At 44.2% G+C, this 19,764-nt stretch carries 16 protein-coding genes and 1 pseudogene; 10 read left to right on the top strand and 7 right to left on the bottom strand.

All coding sequences use genetic code 11. The annotated features are described in order from the left end of the window. Positions 1-30: 30 nt before the first annotated feature. The gene (locus B3M90_RS10370) at positions 31-1,974 is read right to left on the bottom strand and encodes a CDP-glycerol glycerophosphotransferase family protein (RefSeq protein WP_290783978.1); all 1,944 of its coding nucleotides are present in this window, start codon (positions 1,972-1,974) and stop codon (positions 31-33) included. Positions 1,975-2,355: 381 nt separating this feature from the next. Here B3M90_RS10370 and B3M90_RS10375 point away from each other — a divergent pair, with 381 nt between their 5' ends. The 6 genes from B3M90_RS10375 (at position 2,356) to B3M90_RS10400 (ending at position 7,972) form a co-directional block, all read left to right on the top strand. Continuing rightward, positions 2,356-3,852 carry a glycosyltransferase gene (locus B3M90_RS10375; RefSeq protein WP_290783980.1) on the top strand — a complete coding sequence of 499 codons (1,497 nt, stop codon included), beginning with the start codon at positions 2,356-2,358 and terminating at the stop codon, positions 3,850-3,852. Positions 3,853-3,891: 39 nt separating this feature from the next. Next, positions 3,892-4,758, top strand: a complete 867-nt coding sequence (galU, locus tag B3M90_RS10380; RefSeq protein ID WP_290783982.1) for a UTP--glucose-1-phosphate uridylyltransferase GalU — start codon at positions 3,892-3,894, stop codon at positions 4,756-4,758. 218 nt (positions 4,759-4,976) lie between these two features. Then, on the top strand, positions 4,977-5,525 hold the full coding sequence (locus B3M90_RS10385; protein ID WP_290783984.1) for a hypothetical protein: 549 nt from the start codon (positions 4,977-4,979) through the stop codon (positions 5,523-5,525). Between the two features lie 444 nt (positions 5,526-5,969). Then, positions 5,970-6,782: an ankyrin repeat domain-containing protein gene (locus B3M90_RS10390; RefSeq protein WP_290783986.1), complete on the top strand. Its 813-nt coding sequence runs from the start codon at positions 5,970-5,972 to the stop codon at positions 6,780-6,782. Positions 6,783-6,908: 126 nt separating this feature from the next. Then, complete coding sequence (locus B3M90_RS10395) at positions 6,909-7,379, top strand: DinB family protein (RefSeq protein ID WP_290757038.1); 471 nt, start codon at positions 6,909-6,911, stop codon at positions 7,377-7,379. A gap of 62 nt (positions 7,380-7,441) precedes the next feature. Continuing rightward, on the top strand, positions 7,442-7,972 hold the full coding sequence (locus B3M90_RS10400; protein ID WP_290783988.1) for a GNAT family N-acetyltransferase: 531 nt from the start codon (positions 7,442-7,444) through the stop codon (positions 7,970-7,972). A gap of 46 nt (positions 7,973-8,018) precedes the next feature. On the opposite strand, the gene B3M90_RS10405 is transcribed toward B3M90_RS10400, so the two are convergent. After that, entirely contained in the window at positions 8,019-9,002 is a 984-nt protein-coding gene (locus B3M90_RS10405; protein ID WP_290783990.1) for a ketoacyl-ACP synthase III, read from the bottom strand. Between the two features lie 169 nt (positions 9,003-9,171). Here B3M90_RS10405 and B3M90_RS10410 point away from each other — a divergent pair, with 169 nt between their 5' ends. Together B3M90_RS10410 and B3M90_RS10415 are read left to right on the top strand one after the other, a co-directional pair. Then, the gene (locus B3M90_RS10410; RefSeq protein WP_290783992.1) at positions 9,172-9,846 is read left to right on the top strand and encodes a permease; all 675 of its coding nucleotides are present in this window, start codon (positions 9,172-9,174) and stop codon (positions 9,844-9,846) included. Between the two features lie 204 nt (positions 9,847-10,050). Then, positions 10,051-12,069 (top strand): acyltransferase family protein, encoded by a 2,019-nt coding sequence (locus B3M90_RS10415; RefSeq protein ID WP_290783994.1) that lies wholly within the window; start codon positions 10,051-10,053, stop codon positions 12,067-12,069. Positions 12,070-12,127: 58 nt separating this feature from the next. On the opposite strand, the gene B3M90_RS10420 is transcribed toward B3M90_RS10415, so the two are convergent. The 5 genes from B3M90_RS10420 to B3M90_RS10435 all read right to left on the bottom strand — a co-directional run bounded on the left by B3M90_RS10420 (position 12,128) and on the right by B3M90_RS10435 (position 18,400). Continuing rightward, positions 12,128-15,652, bottom strand: a complete 3,525-nt coding sequence (locus B3M90_RS10420) for a CDP-glycerol glycerophosphotransferase family protein (protein ID WP_290783996.1) — start codon at positions 15,650-15,652, stop codon at positions 12,128-12,130. 160 nt (positions 15,653-15,812) lie between these two features. Continuing rightward, positions 15,813-16,010: a glycosyltransferase gene (locus tag B3M90_RS14555; RefSeq protein WP_396201172.1), complete on the bottom strand. Its 198-nt coding sequence runs from the start codon at positions 16,008-16,010 to the stop codon at positions 15,813-15,815. Beyond that, the gene (locus tag B3M90_RS10425; RefSeq protein WP_290783998.1) at positions 15,932-17,494 is read right to left on the bottom strand and encodes a glycosyltransferase family 2 protein; all 1,563 of its coding nucleotides are present in this window, start codon (positions 17,492-17,494) and stop codon (positions 15,932-15,934) included. The genes B3M90_RS14555 and B3M90_RS10425 overlap by 79 nt, the downstream gene beginning before the upstream one ends. A gap of 170 nt (positions 17,495-17,664) precedes the next feature. Continuing rightward, positions 17,665-18,051: a hypothetical protein gene (locus B3M90_RS10430; protein WP_290784000.1), complete on the bottom strand. Its 387-nt coding sequence runs from the start codon at positions 18,049-18,051 to the stop codon at positions 17,665-17,667. A 109-nt stretch (positions 18,052-18,160) separates the two neighbouring features. Beyond that, positions 18,161-18,400: a hypothetical protein gene (locus B3M90_RS10435; protein WP_290784002.1), complete on the bottom strand. Its 240-nt coding sequence runs from the start codon at positions 18,398-18,400 to the stop codon at positions 18,161-18,163. A 536-nt stretch (positions 18,401-18,936) separates the two neighbouring features. On the opposite strand from B3M90_RS10435, the gene B3M90_RS10440 reads away from it, so the two are divergent. Both B3M90_RS10440 and B3M90_RS10445 read left to right on the top strand, forming a co-directional pair. Beyond that, on the top strand, positions 18,937-19,125 hold the full coding sequence (locus tag B3M90_RS10440) for a hypothetical protein (protein ID WP_290784004.1): 189 nt from the start codon (positions 18,937-18,939) through the stop codon (positions 19,123-19,125). Positions 19,126-19,574: 449 nt separating this feature from the next. Next, positions 19,575-19,764 (top strand): annotated as a pseudogene (locus B3M90_RS10445) (helix-turn-helix domain-containing protein); the annotation flags it as partial.

Here is a 19,764-nt window from a genome sequence, read left to right on the forward strand (position 1 = left end):
CGTCATTCTTTTTTGAGTCAGCTCCATTTGTTATAGCTGAAAATGGTGTTGCATCGCTTCGAAAATCCGTTTACTTGCTTTTGTATCGTCAAAGGCATAGATATGGTTGAGATGACGTTTGAACTTTTTAGGCATTTTCGATTCGCGTAGTGATTCCATCAAGGCGTCTCTTGTTTCGATGACGTCTCCTGGTAACAAATCCGTCGATTCGCCGGCGTTATCTTCGCCAACTAAGACAGGTGGGCGGTAGTAGATGACCTTTTTGTGCATCAAGGAAAAATCGAGACCGACACTCGAATAATCGGTAATCAACACATGATGATTTTCAAGTAGCTCCTTGACTGTGAACGCATCCTGACTGATGACATCGACGAAGTCCGAGTGGAACAAGTAGCTGAATTTTTGGAAATTGCGATGAAGGTAGAACGAGACTTCAACCTTGTTGTCCATCACTAAGCCTTTCAACCGTTCGTCCGTGATCAAGGCTTGAAACTCTTGATAATAGTCACTTTCCATGAACTGTTCGTCTGGATACGTATCAAGTTTCGGTCGCCACGTCGGCATGATCAAGAGCTTTTTCCGATTCTTATATCGCTTGAGCCAACGTGATCGTTCCGTGATCAATTGATCGAATCGGGCAAGACCTGTCACGATGATTTCGTCAGGATGAAAACCGTAATCGCGGGCGATGAGCTGTTTCTCCCGCTCCGAGGATACTACGAATAAGTCGGTAAATGGATGCGGCATCTTTTTTCCATAAAGATGACTGACATCTTTTGACCCGATGACACCGTGTTGCAAGAACAGCTTTTGTTTCGTTTGAATCAGTGCTTCCATATGATAGGTAGCAAACGGTAAGGCATAACTCGATGAATGCGTATGACATAAAACGTCCGCAGCCTGAACGACCTCGATATTCTCCGGAGATTTATAGAACACGATATGATTCTCATATCCGGCAAGAATTTTAAAATCCGGACTCGACCGACTGATGATGTAGAAGATATTGAAGCGCTTCTGATGCTGGTCGACGAGATACTTGAAGAAAATCATCCCGTTATCTTGTGCTTTATCCGGATATTCAAAACAGATAATCGTCTTCTTCTTAGGGTCCAGTCTAAGTAACGGGTGAGGGTCTGCGTAATACTCGACAGTCTCGACCGGTACTGGGATCAGACGCATCGCAAGACGTTCCGACACGGTTGAATAGGGGCGGACTAGCACATCGTATTGATCATTAAACGGCAACCAGTGCTCATCGTTCAAGAGTTCTGGGTGATTTTTAAAGTGGCGAATCCGAGGTGTAAAACCAGAAATCGGCATCTCACGAATCGAAAAGCCAAACAATAGGTCGTAGATGTTTACATTAAGGATTTCGTAGTCATACTGGTCACCAAGCAATTGATTGACAAGTTCTGGTTCGATCACGGCTTCGACCTCTGTCTTGAAGCGACGAGCATCAACTGGTGTGACGCTGAAGCGTTCAATCGGCAGGGTGATTTTTTGTTCCAGATGTCTGAACTTAATGAAACAACTCGGCTGTTCTACTTCGAAATACTTCGAGTGAAACGAAAACTTCAATAGAAGGACGTCGTCTTGACGAGTGATGCCCTCAAATAGGACGTCTTGATCATAAAAATTCATGATGGACGGTTTTTTGTTATAGATCAGACTGAGCTCATCGTCTTGGTCGATGAAAATGAAGTAGGAATGTTTCCTTTGTTTGATGTAACTATTCGGTGCGATGACTAGTGGCTCAGAAAGATGTTTGAACGAGATTGGTGTTCCGGATTCATCGACGAATTTAACAGGATGATTCTTTTTTTTGAAGATATCGAGCAATGTATCAATCGATAGCACAAAGGCTGTCTCTATTTTTTGGAGTGGTATCAGTTGTTCATTGATCGATAACTGTAGGCTTTGGTGCGGAAGATTCTCGATAAAAAACGTATGATCACGACAAGTGATTTTCATTGGTGCATGGCTTCCTTTCATACTCTGATTCAGTCGTTCTTAAACAACATCACTTACCATACAATATCTTCCGATTTCTGCAAAGATGTAGATTGATTTGAAACCAATGCAGTATAGTCTACTGGCTGAAGGATATTGGGAAAAGACAGACGTTACCGTATCTTCGACAGATCATTGGTTGCAGAACCATGACAATGATAGGATATTATGCAAAACCGATTGACTTTATTCGTAAAAAAGGAGATAAGTAGAAACTGTATTGGTAAATGCGACTAGTATCGCAAGAGGTTTATGAAAAAGCAAAGTCGGCTATATATAGAGGTTGAACTCACAGAAAAAAAACAGGGATCAATCTTGAAGGGTGAAGGGGAGTAATGACAGATGCTGTATACGGTAACATCGACATTACCACCAAAACACGGTGGTAGAACGAAGTCGTTATTGAGTCGAATCGCGCTCATGGAACAAGAACTTGGCGCGGGTTCAACAATCGTTACGACGAACTACAATGCCAACTACATGGAAGTCTACGAATTATTCCGAACAGAAGAGAAGGTCGGTCCGAAAGTACAATTTGAAAATATCTACGATTGGCTATCAGATTACAAATTGTTAAGTATTCCAACGACTCGTTTTCGTAACAAACCGATCATCAAAGAAACGGAGCGCGAAATCGAAGGATTGAAAAGCGTCGAGAAAAAAAACAGTGACGCCGTTCGTTATTATGATGAGGAAGATGAGTATGTCCTCTATCGTAAATTTTACCCTGAAACGCAAGTCGTCGAATTCGAGGATTTCATGACGAACGCTTCACGTAAAAAAGTCGAGCGCTGGGAATATAACGTCTACGGTCAATTGCACCGGAAGACGATTTATTCGCCGGTCCATCATGGAAAGATGATGGAAGAGCTATATGATTCGGAAGGCAATGTCTATTGTAAGAAGTTCTACAATGAAATGGCGCGCCCGAAGCTCATCTTGATTCAGTTATACCGCAACGGCAGAATGTACAAAGCGTTCAAAAAAGAGAAGGACTTATTTGAGTATTACTTCAATCGATTGTTTAAAGACGGTGATGTCTTGTTCGTCGATGCGCGTTTACTGGACCGCTCGATTCTCAACATCAAAGCAGATGTCAAACGAATCATGGTCATCCACAACTCACACTTGGATGGTTCGACCGTCAAAGGATCATATACGACGATGTTCTCGGAATCCGATAAAGTGACACGTTTCATCAGTCTGACGAATCACCAAAAAGAAGACATCTTAGAACGGTATAACATCCCGGAAGAGAAGATTTCCATCATTCCACACTTTATCGTTCCAGAACAAACGAAACGACGCGAACAGGTCAAGGATCAATTCTGTTTCATCGGTCGATTCGGTCTGCAAAAGCAGATGGATCATTTAATCAAGAGTTACGCACTTTTCAAACAGTCAGGTCACGCGACGAAGCTTGTGCTCTACGGCATGGACGAACAAGGGCAACTGGCGATGATGGAGAGTTTGATCGAGAAACTCGGCTTAGAGGACGATATCGAAATCCACGGCTTCACGTCGAATCCGGCAGAAGTGTTCCGGGAATCGAAAGCCTCATTGTTGACGAGCGAATTTGAAGGATTTGGACTGACGGTCATGGAAAGTATCAATGTCGGCTGTCCGGTCATTTCTTATGACGTCAAATACGGACCACGCGAAATCATCGCCCACGGCGAGAACGGCTACCTTGTTCCAGCGAACGATATGGAAGCTTTTGCTGCCGCGATGGTGCAACTCGTCGAACGACCACTCGAGCGCGTTGAGACGAAGCCATCACTGTACCTCGAGACGGCTGTAAAGAACTACGAACGATTACTAGAAGAATTGAGCAACTAAACTAAACCTACTACTTGAACGATGAAGAGGATGAACGTTATGAAGAAAATCACGAAAGCCATTATTCCAGCAGCAGGACTCGGGACACGTTTCTTGCCTGCGACAAAAGCAATGCCAAAAGAGATGTTACCGATTCTCGATAAACCGACGATCCAGTATATCGTCGAAGAAGCGGCAAAAGCCGGCATCGAAGATATCATCATCGTCACAGGTAAACACAAACGGGCCATCGAAGATCATTTTGATAACCAAAAAGAACTCGAGATCACGCTCGAGAACTCTGGGAAGACGGAATTACTCGAGAAGGTTCAATTCTCGACGAACCTCGCGAACATCTTCTATGTCCGCCAAAAAGAACAAAAAGGTCTCGGGCACGCCATTTTGACGGCAAAACAATTCATCGGGAACGAACCGTTCGCAGTCTTACTCGGGGACGATATCGTCGAGTCGGATGATCCCGCAATCAAACAATTGATGGACGTCTACGAGCAGACGGAAAAATCAGTCATCGGTGTACAAGAAGTCCGTCCCGAAGATACGCATCGTTACGGCATCATCGATCCTGTTTCACAAAACGGACGACTGTATGACGTGAAGAAATTCGTCGAAAAACCGGCTCCGGGCAAAGCACCATCGAACCTCGCGATCATGGGACGTTACGTGCTGACACCGGATATCTTTGATTATCTAGCGAATCAAGGAGAAGGGGCAGGCGGTGAGATTCAATTAACGGATGCGATTGAGCGATTGAATGCGGATAGCCAAGTCTATGCGTATGATTTCGAGGGTAACCGTTATGACGTCGGAGAGAAACTCGGTTTCGTCAAGACGACGATCGAATATGCGTTGAAAGATGCAGAGATGCGTGACGAGCTGAAAGCTTTCATCAAGACACTAGATATTTAAATGACGAACCACCCTGACATGATGCAGGGTGGTTTTTTCTAGTCAGTTCATTTCGCAATTATGGACTTCCTCTGATAAAAGAGATGGAATGGCTATTTATTTGATAATTTCTTTTACTTGATTCGTTGAGATGGTAATCATGATGAGAAGTAAAAATGTTAGGCTAATGTAGTAAATAAGATATTTATACAAACATATAAACTATAGGAGACACGACATTGTTACGTAAAAAAAGATATGTGTTACTACTTAGTCTTTTAGTGATTTGTATGTTAATCGGAATAACATCTCACTTGAAGAATGAACGAGCAGTCGGTATAGCTAAAAATCTGAAGCAAAAGTCTGAGTCACTGGATGAGGTTGTAACTGAAATCAATGGCAAAGAGGTCTCGAGATCAGCATTAAACATAACGTTTTCGAATGGCGATCAAGTAGATTTGCTAATGAAGATGAAATTATCGAAAAGGCTGTATACAGTATTCAAACACCTGAAACATCAACCGACGTTTAGTTTTGCTGCAAATATGAATCAAGATGTACTGAGTAAGTTTGTTTTGAAAAAATCTCCTGAAGTCGTAAAGATTAACTTTCAATTAGATTCGAATCAGGTGATGCATATCCATCAAAAGTTATATTTAAATGTACCAATATCAAGTAAAACGAAATCATTATTTTTGGATACACGTAATTATCAATTCTTATTTTTAAATGAGCACCAGCAAGCGGTAGCAATTTTGTTTGATTTAAACTTATCGACTTGGCAATAAAGTCACAGAATAGTAATCAGATCTTGTTTTGAATAGCCAAATGATTTTGATTTTTTCAGAACGGTGAAGATGAAAATGTTATCTTGGCTAGGTATAAAGAAAGCGAATAGCGCAGGACGTCCATTTTTTGCAGGTGTCGAGAAATCGACGGTCTTCTAAATTTTATTAATATCCCTTGCATTTCTCAATAGTGTGAGGTGGATCCTCAAATTTCTCATTCCAACATCCTTTTTCAATGACTCCATCGTTTCGGTCTTACCAGGCGTAGTTGGAATCCTATCAGCTATTATATTCGTGTTTTTGGTCGAACGACTGATAAGCGATGAGTCTAACCCTGCTGAATTATCGTCGAAACCATCCTCAAGTAGGATGGTTTTCGCGCATTATAACAGGTTCTTGTTGTAAAATGAGGAGGACAATGGAACAGGTGAGGGGCGAACGGACATGACGAAACGATCCATCCAAGATGCTGCTTTTTTGGGCAAACGAAAACAAGTAATGCGCTGCATCGAACGTGGTGACGATCTGAACGAACTGGATGAAGAAGGGTTTACGGCACTTCATTGGGCGATTCAGGAAGGATACTTGCGGATCGTCGAATTGTTGCTCGATCATGGAGCGGATGTGAATCTTCCAAATCAAGACGGGATGTCACCGCTGCATATTGCGCTGTATGATCAAAAGACGGACATTGCGTTGCTGTTGATCAAACGGGGTGCCCATCATGATTTAAATGAGTACGGCTTCTCAGCGCTTCACTTAGTAGCGGGGCGATCCGGCAATAAAAAAGTCTTACGGAAACTAGCGCAGAATGTGGAGTTGTTACATCAACGGACCGATGATGGAGCTGGGGTGACGCCGCTACATTACGCAGCGCAAGAAGGCAAGGCTAAAAAAGTCAAACTGTTACTTGAAGCGGGAGCAGAGGTTGATGCTGTCGGATTAGATGGATTCACGCCGCTGTATCTCGCAGTCGGAAATAATCATCCGAAAGCGGTCAAAGTGCTTCTAAAGGCGGGAGCCGACATCGAGGCGGAAAACGTCGCGGATGGCGATACGGCAGTCCTTGCATTAGCGAGTGCTTACGGTTATGAACGGATTGTCCGTTTACTTCTCTCTTATGGAGCCGATCCACTCCATCGAAATGAAGACGGGCGGACAGCACGTGGTGCAGCACTTGATAATGACCACCATCAGATTGCGGAGATTTTAAGACAAAAAGAGATTGATGCATTGTCTGAGAAAGAAAATAAGTGAGCGATTGACGACAACAGGAAACATCTGCGGAGGCTTCCTGTTTTTATTTTTAAAAGGACTTTCAAATCGCTTTGTCAAAATAGAGATAGGAGAACACTTATTCGTCATCGAAAGGAAGGATACATCATGAACGCAAAAGATTGGATGGTATGGAATTTAAATGAAGTGAGAAGAAGAAGCATCAAAGTCTGGTGCTCGATTCCTGAAGATAAGCTGAACTGGAAACCGGATGAGAACGCCATGACGTGTTTGGAAATGATTCGTCATGTGTTAGATAGCGAGTATTATTATTACTTAGCCTTACAAAATGGAGGCAGTCTATCGTCGTATGAGTCTCCGTTTGAAGGGCGTGACTTCGTATCCGTGCAAGAGGAGCTAGACTTTGCGGAGGTCTATCGGGAGGAATTCATGACATATGTCGGGCGACTACCGGAATCAGATTTAGCGACGGTCCAGATTGATCGTTCCGAATCAGGTTATGTCCGTTCGCTTGGTGATATGCTGTTGCGAATTGCTTATCATGAAGCAGTGCATACAGGACAGCTACTCGATTATTTGAGAACAGCAGACATTGAGCGTGTGCGGGTTTGGGACTAAGATAGGTGAATGAGAAAATAATGGTAGTACTATGAGCTACCGATGCTAGGGAGATGAAATTCTTGAATATACGTTTAGCCACGTCCAAAGACATGAAGGTAATAGCAAAAATTTACGTTGATACGTGGAGGACGACATACGCCGGTTTAGTACCTGATGTATATTTGACACAACTCTCGGTTCAACGAGCTGAACAAAAATGGACACAGTTTTTGAACGATTCCTCACAAGATACGTTCCTATATGTGGTATTGAACGAACAGGGAATCACAGTGGGATTCGCAGCAGCTCAGATTCATGCTGATGATGGAGTACGGATAGGCGAGTTATCTGCCCTCTATATATTACCTGAAGCGCACGGTTTAGGGATCGGCAAAAAATTGATGGCGACTATCGCTGCTCATTTCCTGAAAGCAGAGGTCTCCTCGATGCTGGTTTGGGTGATGAAAAAGAATGAGCCGGGACGAGCATTTTACAAACGACTCGGAGGTAAATACATAGATCATCGCCAGAGTCGTTTTGGGAATGTCACGGTTAAAGATGAAGCCTATGAATGGCTGGATATTACCACGCTTGTCCATCATCAGAATTAAAAACAAGGAGGAAGTACGGTGCATCTGTACTTCCTCCTTGTATGAATCACAGACTCCATTTCATTAGTAATCCAGCTTGTGTCAAACCGCCACCGAATCCATATAATAGAAGCAAGTCACCCGTTTTGATTTTCGCTTCGGTAACACCTATATCTAAAGATAAGGGAATGGATGCAGCGGAGGTATTTCCGAAATGGATGAGACTGTAAAGCGCTTTATCAAAAGGAACATTGCTTTTTTCACAAATCGATTGAATCATGCGTAGGTTTGCACTGTGCGGAATGAACCAATCGATTTGATCCAAAGTCATCGATGCCTGATCCACTACTTGTTTCATTCCACGTGGAACCGTGCTGACCGCCCACTTGTAAACTTCGCGTCCATTTTGGATGAGTTTATTAGTGGGAATGATAGGATCTTCGAACAAGTGATTTGACAAGTTCGAGCAATAGAGACTGGCTCCTTTTTCCCCTTCCGAGTTCAAGTAGAATGAAATAAAGTCAGACTGGACTTCATCGCGTTCCACAAGAACCGCTCCACTACCATCTCCAAATAAAATGCATGTGTTTCGATCGGCATAGTCAGTGATGTTAGAGAGTGTTTCTGCTCCGATGACGAGAATTTTTTTATGAAGACCAGATGAAATTAACCCGTTCGCCAGGTGTAATCCGTATGTAAATCCTGCACATGCGGCGTTCAAATCAATTACACCCGCATGATTGATACCGAGTTTTGCTTGTACCAATGATGCAGTACTTGGTGTCTTAAAATCGGGTGTCATCGTACAGATGATGATCATATCAACATCTTGAAATTCTGTATTGTAACGCTGTTTTAAATTCATGGCTGCTTGATAGGCAAGATCACTTGTCGATTCAGTCTGACCCGCGATTCTTCGTTCTTTGATGCCTGTTCGTTGCACTATCCATTCATCATTTGTTTCTACTAGTTTCTCTAAATCATGGTTCGTCATAATTTGATTTGGAACGTAAGAGCCGATTGCTGTTACTCGAGCATGATATGCAGTCATAAATGGTTCCTCCCTGTAAAAAGATGTTATACTTGGTTTTAGTACTAGGTACTAATTTAAGCGAATTTTCTTTTAAACACAAGGAATATAACTTATCGTACACATCATCAATTCGATTAGATGAAAAAAAGAGCGGTCTTTAGCGGATGCTCGAAAGGAGTAAGGAAGGATGATTGGAATCAGCATCGCCACCACATGGGAGTTTGACGCGACACTTGCGTATTTTCATGTCTCGCCTGAGGAAAGAATCACTTATCCGTATGGTGAATACTTCACGCGCGAGATGAATGGGGAAACGCTCTTGTTTTACAGCACGGGCGTTCGAAAAGTTAATGGCATCGGAGCGAATCAATATATGATTCTCCGTTTCTCATTGACGAAGGTCATCGTTGCCGGAACGTGTGCCGGGATTGAACCGAGGTACGACGTACTTGACATCATCGTGCCAGATCGTGCCGTTCAATATGATTGTACGGTCAAAGAGATTGAACCACTCATTAAACCGTCATTCATCGTCAATCTCGACGTCTCAAAATATGGCAACGACTTTCATCACGGAACGATCGGAACGGCTGATCGCGCTGTCGTCATGTGGCGAGACTATATCGAACTGCGAGATAACGGTCTGACGATTGCCGATACGGAGGCGGGGGCTGTCGCGTACATCTGTCAGAAAAATGCTGTCGAATGTATCATCATCAAAGGCATCTCCGATTTTCCGACAGAAGAGAAGAACGAGGGTGCTGTCGAAGCAAACGTCGAACAGATGCGGATCTATATCGAGAACACACCGAAAGTCATGCGACGGATTTTTAACGACTACTTGCATCGATTTCTAGCATAATTCGTAACCGACGCACTTCTTTTACATATTTTCCAAGTTTCTTACGGCAATATAGTTCATTGGCATTGTATTTTTTGAAATATGTTCTATCATAGTGAATGGAAACGTTTTCTCGAAATGGTGAGTACATACCGAACTGTACAAGAAATGCGCTGCAATCATCAGGTTTCGTAGGTGTAGAAGTAGATGGAGGGACATAGAAGCATGCAAGAATGGAAAGTATCTGGTCAGAAACGGATTGATATTGAAAGCCGGTTTCGTCCAGAAATCGAAGGGCTACGCACGGTAGCTGCCTTACTCGTCGCAATGTATCACATTTGGTTCAATCGTGTCTCAGGTGGTGTCGATGTCTTCTTCGTCATCTCGGGTTTTTTAATCACGACATCAATCATCTCGACGATCAACCGGACAGGAGAGTTCAAGTTCCTTCCGTATGTGACAAAGTTACTGAAACGACTGTTGCCATCGGTTTTATTCATCTTAGGAGTCGTCTTGGTATTAAGCACGTTTTTATTACCAGCATCGATTCTCGGTAAAACGATTCGTGAAGTCGTCGCCTCGATGTTCTTTTATCAAAACTGGCAACTCGCCGTCTCAAGTACTGATTACTTGGACGTGACGCAAATGAAGTCACCCGTCGAACATTTTTGGGCGCTATCGATCCAGTGGCAATTTTATATGATTTGGTTCGTTTTGTTTTCGTTCATCTTATGGATGATGAACAAATATCAGATTCGGTCAATTAAAGCCGTCCTCAATGGTCTGCTTGGATTCTTGTTCGTCACGTCACTCGCGTACTCGATCTACCTGACTGAAGTCAATCAGCCATGGGCGTATTTCATTACGCCGACACGGGTCTGGGAATTCGCCTTAGGCAGTTTGTTATGCGTGAACTTATCGGCGATTCGTATCCCGAAGTGGGTAGCGACGATCATCGGTTGGATCGGTCTGCTTGGCTTGCTAACGACTGGTGTCCTGTTCAATGTCTCGCAAATGTTCCCTGGCTACATCGCACTCTGGCCAATGACATGCGCCTTGATGATCGTGTTATCAGGAACACAAGAGACACGATTCGGATTAAAACGGTTCCTCGGATCTAAACCAATGGTCAAACTTGGGGGGATTGCCTTCGGGATTTATCTCTGGCACTGGGTACTGCTTGAGTTCTATCGCTACAACGTCCAACAAACACCTAGTCTGCTCGTCGGCACATTAATCATCGTCTCGTCGATCGGCTTATCGAATCTGATGACGGAATGGATTGAAAAACCGATCCGGACTTCGACCGTCAATCGGACAGCGTTCAAGAAATTAGGTGCGCTGTTGACGGTCAACGTTTTGTTAATCGGATCATTACTCGGATTCGCTTATATGGAAGAACAAGAGCTGAAACAAGCCGTCAGTAAGAATAAATATCCGGGTGCCTTAGCAATTGAACAGGCACTGTCTGTACCGAAGCAAGCCCCATTCCCGTCATATGCGAACGTCTTCAATGACTTACCCCTCGTCCATACGGATGGTAGCAACCAAGGGCTGCAAAAGACGGAAGCGAAGGTCGGCGAATACGGGAAGACGAAGGATTATAAAGCAACGATCGCACTCGTCGGTAGCTCGCACTCGGAGCAATGGTTCGGTGCCTTACATGAAGCAATCAAAGGGACGGACATCCGTTTACTCAACCTGACGCGGTCAGGAACACGTTTTTCAACCGGCTATGAACCGGACTCGCTAAAAGGGATCTGGAATCAGAACGTCTTGAACTATTTGAAAGATGCCGATGTCGATTTGATTATCTCGCACGTGACGGCAGCGGATGCTTCAAAAGACAGCATCCATCAACAAATGGTCGACCAGATGCAGTACGTCAAGGACGAGTATGGGATTGAGGGGCTAGCACTCCGGGACAATCCACGATACGATTTTAACGTACTCGAGGCACTGGAGACGACGAGCATCGCTGATACGACGAAACAGATGAACGCGCAACCGAATCAAACGGATGAGGACTATTGGAAACAATTCGAAAAAACGAACCAGTCGCTCCATAAGCTGGATTTGACGCGTTACTTCCACGTCAAAGGCGAGTACCGTCCCGTTATCGGCAATGTCGTCATCTATCGCGATAACAGCCATATGACGAATACGTATGCGGAAAGTTTTGCTCCGATGTTTAAGAAAAAGCTCAACGAGGTCCTCGCAGAAAAATTAGCGACGGACGAATAAAATATGTAAAACGGCTTGCATCCAGAAAAGGGTGCAAGCCGTTTTTTCATATCATCGGTCAAACAGAATAACTGCCGTCTGGTTGTTCAAGTAATTCAAGGGTTTGAGTGCGCATCGTTTGATCCGTTTTGAAGTACGCATCGACGACACGAGAAGCGGCAAACCCATCCTCCATCGGACCATACGTCGCACGGAATGCATCAAGTTGCGCTTGATACATTTTCGTCAGACGCGGAATGTCCGATAAGGCATGAAGCAATGCTTCTTCCGTTTCTAAGATCGGTCCCGGAAGGTCATTGTAGTAATCCAGGTAGAACCCGCGCAGCGTATCGCGGTAGAGATCAAGGTCATACGCATAGAACATCATCGGACGATTCATGTTCGCGAAGTCGAAGAAAACAGAAGAATAGTCTGTGATCAGTAGATCGGTGATTAAGTACAGTTCTTGAATGTCCGGATAGGCCGTCACATCGATGAACTGTTCCCGGTGCTGCGCTGGAATCATCGGCTTTTTCGTGACGAGCACATGCGTCCGAATCAAGAAGACATACTCATCGCCTAACGCTTCCGCGACCCGGTCGAAATCAAACGGATAGTCGAAGTAGAACTTCCCTTTACCAAGCGACTGATGGTCACGGAAAGTCGGTGCATACAAGATGACTTTCTTGTCTTCCGGCAGTTGAAGCTGCGTCCGGATCCGTTCGATTGTCGCCGCATTATTCGCCGTAAAGAAGAGATCGTTTCGCGGATAACCAGATTCGACGACCGGTCCCCCGTACTGGAACGCACTTCTAAAGATGTTCGTCGCATAGGGACTCGGAGACAAGAGGACGCTCCATTGCTTGATCGCGTTCGTTACACGCTCGACATAGCCTTCGTCCCGTCCATGGATCTCGTCTAAGTCAAACAACATCTTCTTCAAAGGTGTGCCGTGCCATGTCTGAATGTAGGTCGTCTCTTTTCGCCGCGTCATGTAATGCGGGAAGTTCTGATTGTTGACCCAAAACTTCGCCGTCGCCATGTAATAGAAGTAGGCAGGAGATAAGCGTTTGACGACTTTTGCGTTCGGATCACCGAGATAAAGCTTCTTGTTATAGATCCAGACGACTTTGTAGCCGAGTGCTTGTTTCTTCAGTTCCTCATAAATGTAACGCGGACTGTCCGCGTAATGTTTACCGAGCCCACTCTCGAAGACAACGAGTTTCGGGTCGACCGGCAAGACGCGTTGCATGAGTCGATATCCTGCCTTCATCGTCGGGAAGTAGAACCGGCTTCGGCGATAGACCTTAAAGAGGATGTTCGCCGCCTCGTTCGTCTGAATCTTCTCTAAAAGACTCGTCTGTTTCGTATAATTAGCGATTGTTTGATAGACCTGATCAGAGTAAGTCGTATCCGTTTTCGTCAAGAAGACGTCAGCGCGTCGTTTGTATTCATCCGCCATCTTAAAATCACGGCGTGCCGTCGCGTCGAGATCCTCGAACAAGTCATCGATTGTTTTTGAAATCCGACCTGGTAATTCGTTTTCTAGATCGAGATACGAACCGAGAGGACCGATGAAGCGTTTCGGGTCGAATTGCAGGTAATGGACCGGTCGCTTTAAGAAACTGAAGTCAAAAGCGACACTCGAATAGTCGGTGACGAGCAAGAGGCTCTCCTTTAACAATCCTTGAACATCGCGTTCGCCCTGATGGATGACCGTGATCGGTAAGTTCTCGAAGTGACTCGAATATTGCTGCATGTTCGGATGCAGGCAAAGAACGATCTCGAGACGATGCTGTTTCGCGTACGCATGCAAACGATCACTCGATAGGAACGCTTGGTACTGCTGATAGTATTCTGATTCGAAGAACTGGAGTGGCGTCTGTAACCACGACCGCCACGTCGGAATGACGAGCATCTGACGTTTGACCGGGACGTCATTTTTCAATAGTGCATCAAAGCGAGACAAGCCAGTAATTTTGACCTCGCGCTCAGCGTATCCCATATCTTGTGTGACGAGTCGTTTTTCCCGCTCCGAGCTGACAAGGAACAAATCCGTGTCGAAGGCAGCAGCAAATTTCCCGTATTGATTGTTCATGTTCTTCGTTCCGAGAACCCCGTGTTGGATGAAGATACGATCTGCACGCATCTTGCGTTTGAACGGCTCCGAGCGAAGCGGATACAAGTATTCCGCGTGGTGTGTCCCGATGACCTTCTTTGCCATCAAAGAGTGATAGATGTGTTCCTTCGATTTGATCGGCAAGACGTTTCCGAGCGGAGCGACTTGCGCATATTCGTTCGACGCCGGATCGATGACGTAATAGACCGGTCGCTCCGGATAGGTCTCGCGCATGTATTTGAAGAAGTGGTAACCATTGTCCTGCGCTTTATATGGACGTTCTCCGACGAGCCACGTGTTCTTCTCGGCAAACAGCCGGTAGAGCGGGGCAAACGTCATCAGATGATTCAGATAGGCGTAATTTTCATTCGTGAACTCGGTCATCTCAAATGATAGATTCCGGTGACCGACCGTGTAGTACGGAATGATATGCATCGTCGACGTCTCATCTTTCCCTAACGCTTCCGGTGTCAGCTGACGCGTAATATAACGGGCGCGACCGAGACGGTGTAATTTCGGTTCTGATCGGTGATAGAAATCGAGCGCGATGAAAGCATCATAAACCCCTTCTTGCAATTGGGCTGCTTGATAGAGGTGCGACCAGTGAATCTTCGCCGTGTAATGATAGCGATACAATCCGAATTTTTTCGCACTTACCTCGTTTTGGTACAACCAATCGATTAAGATAGGGACTTGATCGCCACTCTCTCGGTGAACAAGGAGCAACCGTCCCGTCTTGATGAACGCATGACGCGTAAAGGCTTTTCCGCTGATGACTGTCGTCGCCTTCGTCTCATTACGGACCGCATCGATTTGAATCTTCGGCTTCGTCTGCGGTTCTTTGTTCAGCAACAGACGCAGGTTGCCTTTTAGGTCCGTATACAACTGGACGAATTCGTTGAACGTCTCATCCATCAACGGCGCGAGAGGCGCAGGAATCTGTGTATCAAGAAAGCGCCCCAACAGAATTTCGCGGGTGAAGACGGTCGCGTCGAGCGTAGCATGGCTCGGTAACCCGTCGGATTCCCATTTTTGTAATTGTTCCGGTGTGAGATGCTCGACGTTTTTTGTGAACGTTAGCCAGAGTGAAAAACGACCAATCGGATAGGGCGTATCTTGATCGGCTTCGACGGACTCGATCTCAGCGAGACCATCCTCTTCGATCGTCGGAACGTCCGCCTCTTCTTGCATCTGAGCAACATGTTGACTCAATTGAGACACGATTGAATGCGACAGCTGAAAGGTGAAGCGATGATCGTCTAGTTGGTTCGGCACTTCAAGGACCGTCTCTTGCGATCGATCGCGGATACGTAAGGACGTGATCGTCAGCAACGGATCATTCAATTGACCGGATAGCGTATAGTCTGTCGGCGAAGATTGAATCTGTAACGATTCTTTTAATGCCGATCGTTTAAGTTTTTTTTGTTTCTTCGGAAGTACGGAATGTCCAAATTGGAGCACCCGGAGAGCAGATTTAAACAGCATGGAATCAAGGAACCTCCTACTAAAAGATGTTTTATGAAAGCGTTATCTTCCCTTAGCATTCTATCATAATCAATAGCTAAAACATCCTAAAATTTGAAAAACAATGCGGACTTTGGTGGATAGACAAAAAAACCTCCTCACAGGGGAGGAGGTCGACTAACTATTCGTCGAGCTGATTCAAAAGCATCAGCCAATTTTTCGTGAAAAGATCATCCGAAAAACGCTCAACCGAATGCAAGGCGGCTTCGCCCATTTGACGTCTTAGGGATGGTTGTTCCATCAAGCGAATCGCTGCGTCAGCAAAGGCTGACGAGTCTCCAGGTGGAATGATAAAACCAGTCGTTCCATGCTCAATGATTTCTCGAGTACGACGACTTGCGTCGGTGCTTCGATATGATACTTCGTCGCGTCGATTTTCTGTAACGGTGATTTTTGTTCCTCGGGACGAAATTCGACTTTAAGCTGTTGATAATGCAAATGCATTTCGTCGACACTACTCGGTAACGTCATCCGGACGACGAACGGATGATAGTCGTCATGGATCAGCATCAATTGGAATGGATCTGAACGCGGTTCGAGTGCCTCGGTCGGAATGAACAGTTCGTTCTCATCGATATGGAACGGAACGTCGGTCTCCGTTGTTTCATCGTTGGGTGCGATTAAGAGAACTTGATCGACCGAAGACGTGTCGTCTTTGAGTAATTGTACGACTTCATAGAAGACACCATCAACGAGACGGGTGCCTGCATACGTAGCAAAGAATGGCTCAAGGACAGGTCCGAGATGATGCAACGATTCTGGCATCTGGTAATAGAGACGATTCTCTGATACATATCGCCGGGCTTTATGCTTTTGGACGAGTAGCGTGATGAAGGCGACGAAGCTGTCATAATCTTTTTGCTGAAGCAAGGCGTACTGTTTTTGGAAGATGTCATCGAAAATGAAATCCGCTGGATCTGCATCATGGCATTCAAAGACGCCAATCATCTCGCGGAACAGATCAAAAAAGGTTTGTTGTTGTGGATGCTCAAGGAAACGCTTGTTGTTGAACAGTCGGGAGAGGAAGTCCATCTCGATCAACCGACTCAAAGCATGCGTTTTAGCGACTGCCGGAATATCAAGTTCGAGCGTTTTCTCAAGCACTTGTAAATTGAAGGTCGTCTTTTCGAAAATATTGGTTTGTCCGACAAGCGAATCATTCATCGCGAAACGATTGACGTGATAGACCGGTGCCGGATTCATCGAAGCCGTTTGACATTTCGAGATGGCTTCAAAGAAGAAGAGTTTATCTTCACCGTACTGCATCGGGCTGAACCGGATGTTATGTTCAAGCAAGACGGAGCGCTTCAGGATTTTCCCCGGAGGTCCGACCGCGCGGAACACTTTGTCGATTTCATACGGAACAAGCTGATTCGCTGTCGTAAACGATGCAAAGCGACCAACCTTTTGAATCGACGTGTTGGTATGTTTGATCGTTTGACCGAATGCGATATCGGCATCATGCGAAGCGGCTTGTGCGACGAGTTGAGGGAATCCGACTGGATCGAGACGATCATCAGCATCTAAGAACGTGACGTAGGTACCTGTCGCTTCTTCAATTCCGACGTTTCGCGGTTGTGCAGGACTGCCCGTATTTTCAGGAAGTTCGATGATGCGAATGAAATCCATCGTTTGTGCAGCCGTGTGGAGAATCGATAACGATTCATCCGTCGAACCATCATCAACGAAAATCGCTTCGATTGTTGAGTGATCGAGCAAGAGTTCTTGGATCGATGCGATACAAGTTGAGAGATATGTCGCCTTATTGTATACAGGAATAATGATTGATACGGTTCTTTCCATCAGTAATTCCCACCTTAAACTAAATATTAAAAAATACCCCCTGAACTGTGCCCTAAAACAGATGAAGGAAAGAGAAAGGTAAGAAAACACGAAAATGGTCGATGACTCCATTAAATAATAGAGTCATCGACCATTTAGACAATTAACAAATCAGCCTTATAGGATTAGAATTACTTGATTCCAATGTTCTCAAGGTATTTTTTTTCAGAGGCATCGATTTTACGGTTGATTTGTTTCGAATACGTCTTCCGCGCGTAAGTCGATCCTTTTTTCTGATAAATGGCTCTTTCTCTATCAGATGATTGATCGTAATAGATTTCGATTAAATCTTGATCCTCATAGACGATGACGCCCGTTTCATCAGTGTTTCGCTCTAGGTGCTGGTTGATCTGTTGCTGCTTCAAGTACTGGTTTTCAGATTTAAAGACTTGATTGATGGCTACATCGTATTTCTTTTTTGCTTCCTCACTCGTCGTATTTCCGTCTTGATCGTAATCACTACACCCTGCTAGACAGACGATCGAAAATAGCAGTAAAAATAAAAGTTTACTTTTCAATTGCGAACACCTCCGAAGTACACGTTCTGTATTATCGATAGTGTACATCAAGGCAACACTTCATATGTAGTGCACTTGAGAAAAAGGGAAGTGTTTCGTGTTGATCGCATTATAGTTCGATGGCATCGATGACACCTTCAGGATACTCCCAGACGTTGCCTTCAATGAGCCATTGATGGTGGCAGTTCGGACAAGCGACTTCCGAAGAAAAGTCATACTGGATTTCGAGACCTAAGCGCCGGTTTTCGTACGCTACACTATGTAAATCTTCAATGAGAATCTCATCCTTGAATTTCTCGCGACAACGTGGACATTTGAATTTCGAATAGTGACTGATGACCGTATCCATTTAATTCAACTCCTAAATAAAGAATAAGTACCGTATACAGTATAATGATAACGCTTACATAAAAGTGTTTTAAATTAAAATTGTAATCAAAATGGAATATATCAACTAAATTGGATATTGATTTATAGAGATTTCGAGGAAGGACTGTAAGAAAGAGGAATACCTGTACCTATACATCCGTTCAATCCAAATGAGGCATATTTTGATGTTAGCAGTTAGTTAGGATCACGCTAAGGTCGTTCAAGTGTTGCTACAGTACGGAGTAGATTCAAATCATCAGGATACAATGGGAAAACGGTCATTGATTATGCGAAGAAATATAAAAATAAAAAACTCCTCAAACTCTTCGATGGATTGCTTTGAAGGATTCGTAGCACATCTTCTTTTAACCATATTTTGAGTTCTAGCGGTTGTGCTATTAAAGCATCTACACATACTTCACATTTTCCGTTTATCACATGCTAAACTTAAACAATCTATTTCTAAGTAAAGGAATGATTTGGATGTGGAAGGCACTATTGTTTAATTCTATTTGGATGGGTATCACAATTCCAATTCTTTTGAGTGTCGTTTTTACAATTTTGCATCCTCTACTCGTTTTTGAATACAGTGGTGTTCTCATGATTGTTGTTACATTAATCATTGGCATAATTGATGTTTACCTAGCAATTCGGATTTGGACATGGATCGAAGGAAAGTTCTTCGAACGAAAACGGTACATGTGAGTACAGCCTAACAAATGGACGCTTTAAAAAAGTCGTTTTAACTTTTTCGTTACTATGAGGTGGCTTCGGTATTGAACCGGAGTCATCTTTTGACATTTTCAGATGTCTCGATATTCTTTACCTAAGTAAGGAATACCGCTTTACAGGATTTTATGCTTACAGTTCATCGATTTTCTAATCGTCTTTCATATGAAGCGCAGTTCTTATTTTCGAACTAAGGCGTCCATCTTGTGCAACTAAATAAAACATTAAAGTAACAGGTATAAAAAATCCCAAAAATGTATTATGAAATATATAATATATGGTAGAAGATACTTTTTGAAAATGACATTTTTTAATGTCTAACGAATTGTAATATTAAGTGCAACACCTAGCTGAAAACACAAAAAAACCCATACCGACCTCGTGTAGAATAGAGTTACCACACCAAATTCAACGGAGGATTCGTTATGAGCTATGTTCATCTTACCACATCAGAAAGAGTCAAAATAGAAACTTTGGATTTTCAATGCGAAAGATCGCTCAGCATCTCGGACGACAGCCGTCCACGATTTCACGTGAGCTCAAACGGAATCCTTCCTACAATGCGATCAACGCCGGACTGCGTTATGAGATGCAAAAAAAGAATTGTGGAGCACG

Origin of the sequence: Exiguobacterium sp. UBA6309, assembly GCF_002439205.1 — a bacterium.
In the GTDB taxonomy this organism is placed as follows: domain Bacteria; phylum Bacillota; class Bacilli; order Exiguobacteriales; family Exiguobacteriaceae; genus Exiguobacterium_A.

Excerpts from the sequence above, each read along its gene's own strand:
- B3M90_RS10370 (WP_290783978.1), bottom strand. The coding sequence starts at position 1,974 with ATGAAAATCACTTGTCGTGATCATACGTTTTTTATCGAGAATCTTCCG.
- B3M90_RS10375 (WP_290783980.1), top strand. The coding sequence starts at position 2,356 with ATGCTGTATACGGTAACATCGACATTACCACCAAAACACGGTGGTAGA.
- galU (WP_290783982.1), top strand. The coding sequence starts at position 3,892 with ATGAAGAAAATCACGAAAGCCATTATTCCAGCAGCAGGACTCGGGACA.
- B3M90_RS10390 (WP_290783986.1), top strand. The coding sequence starts at position 5,970 with ATGACGAAACGATCCATCCAAGATGCTGCTTTTTTGGGCAAACGAAAA.
- B3M90_RS10395 (WP_290757038.1), top strand. The coding sequence starts at position 6,909 with ATGAACGCAAAAGATTGGATGGTATGGAATTTAAATGAAGTGAGAAGA.
- B3M90_RS10405 (WP_290783990.1), bottom strand. The coding sequence starts at position 9,002 with ATGACTGCATATCATGCTCGAGTAACAGCAATCGGCTCTTACGTTCCA.
- B3M90_RS10410 (WP_290783992.1), top strand. The coding sequence starts at position 9,172 with ATGATTGGAATCAGCATCGCCACCACATGGGAGTTTGACGCGACACTT.
- B3M90_RS10415 (WP_290783994.1), top strand. The coding sequence starts at position 10,051 with ATGCAAGAATGGAAAGTATCTGGTCAGAAACGGATTGATATTGAAAGC.
- B3M90_RS10420 (WP_290783996.1), bottom strand. The coding sequence starts at position 15,652 with ATGCTGTTTAAATCTGCTCTCCGGGTGCTCCAATTTGGACATTCCGTA.
- B3M90_RS10425 (WP_290783998.1), bottom strand. The coding sequence starts at position 17,494 with ATGGAAAGAACCGTATCAATCATTATTCCTGTATACAATAAGGCGACA.
- B3M90_RS10435 (WP_290784002.1), bottom strand. The coding sequence starts at position 18,400 with ATGGATACGGTCATCAGTCACTATTCGAAATTCAAATGTCCACGTTGT.
- B3M90_RS10440 (WP_290784004.1), top strand. The coding sequence starts at position 18,937 with ATGGGTATCACAATTCCAATTCTTTTGAGTGTCGTTTTTACAATTTTG.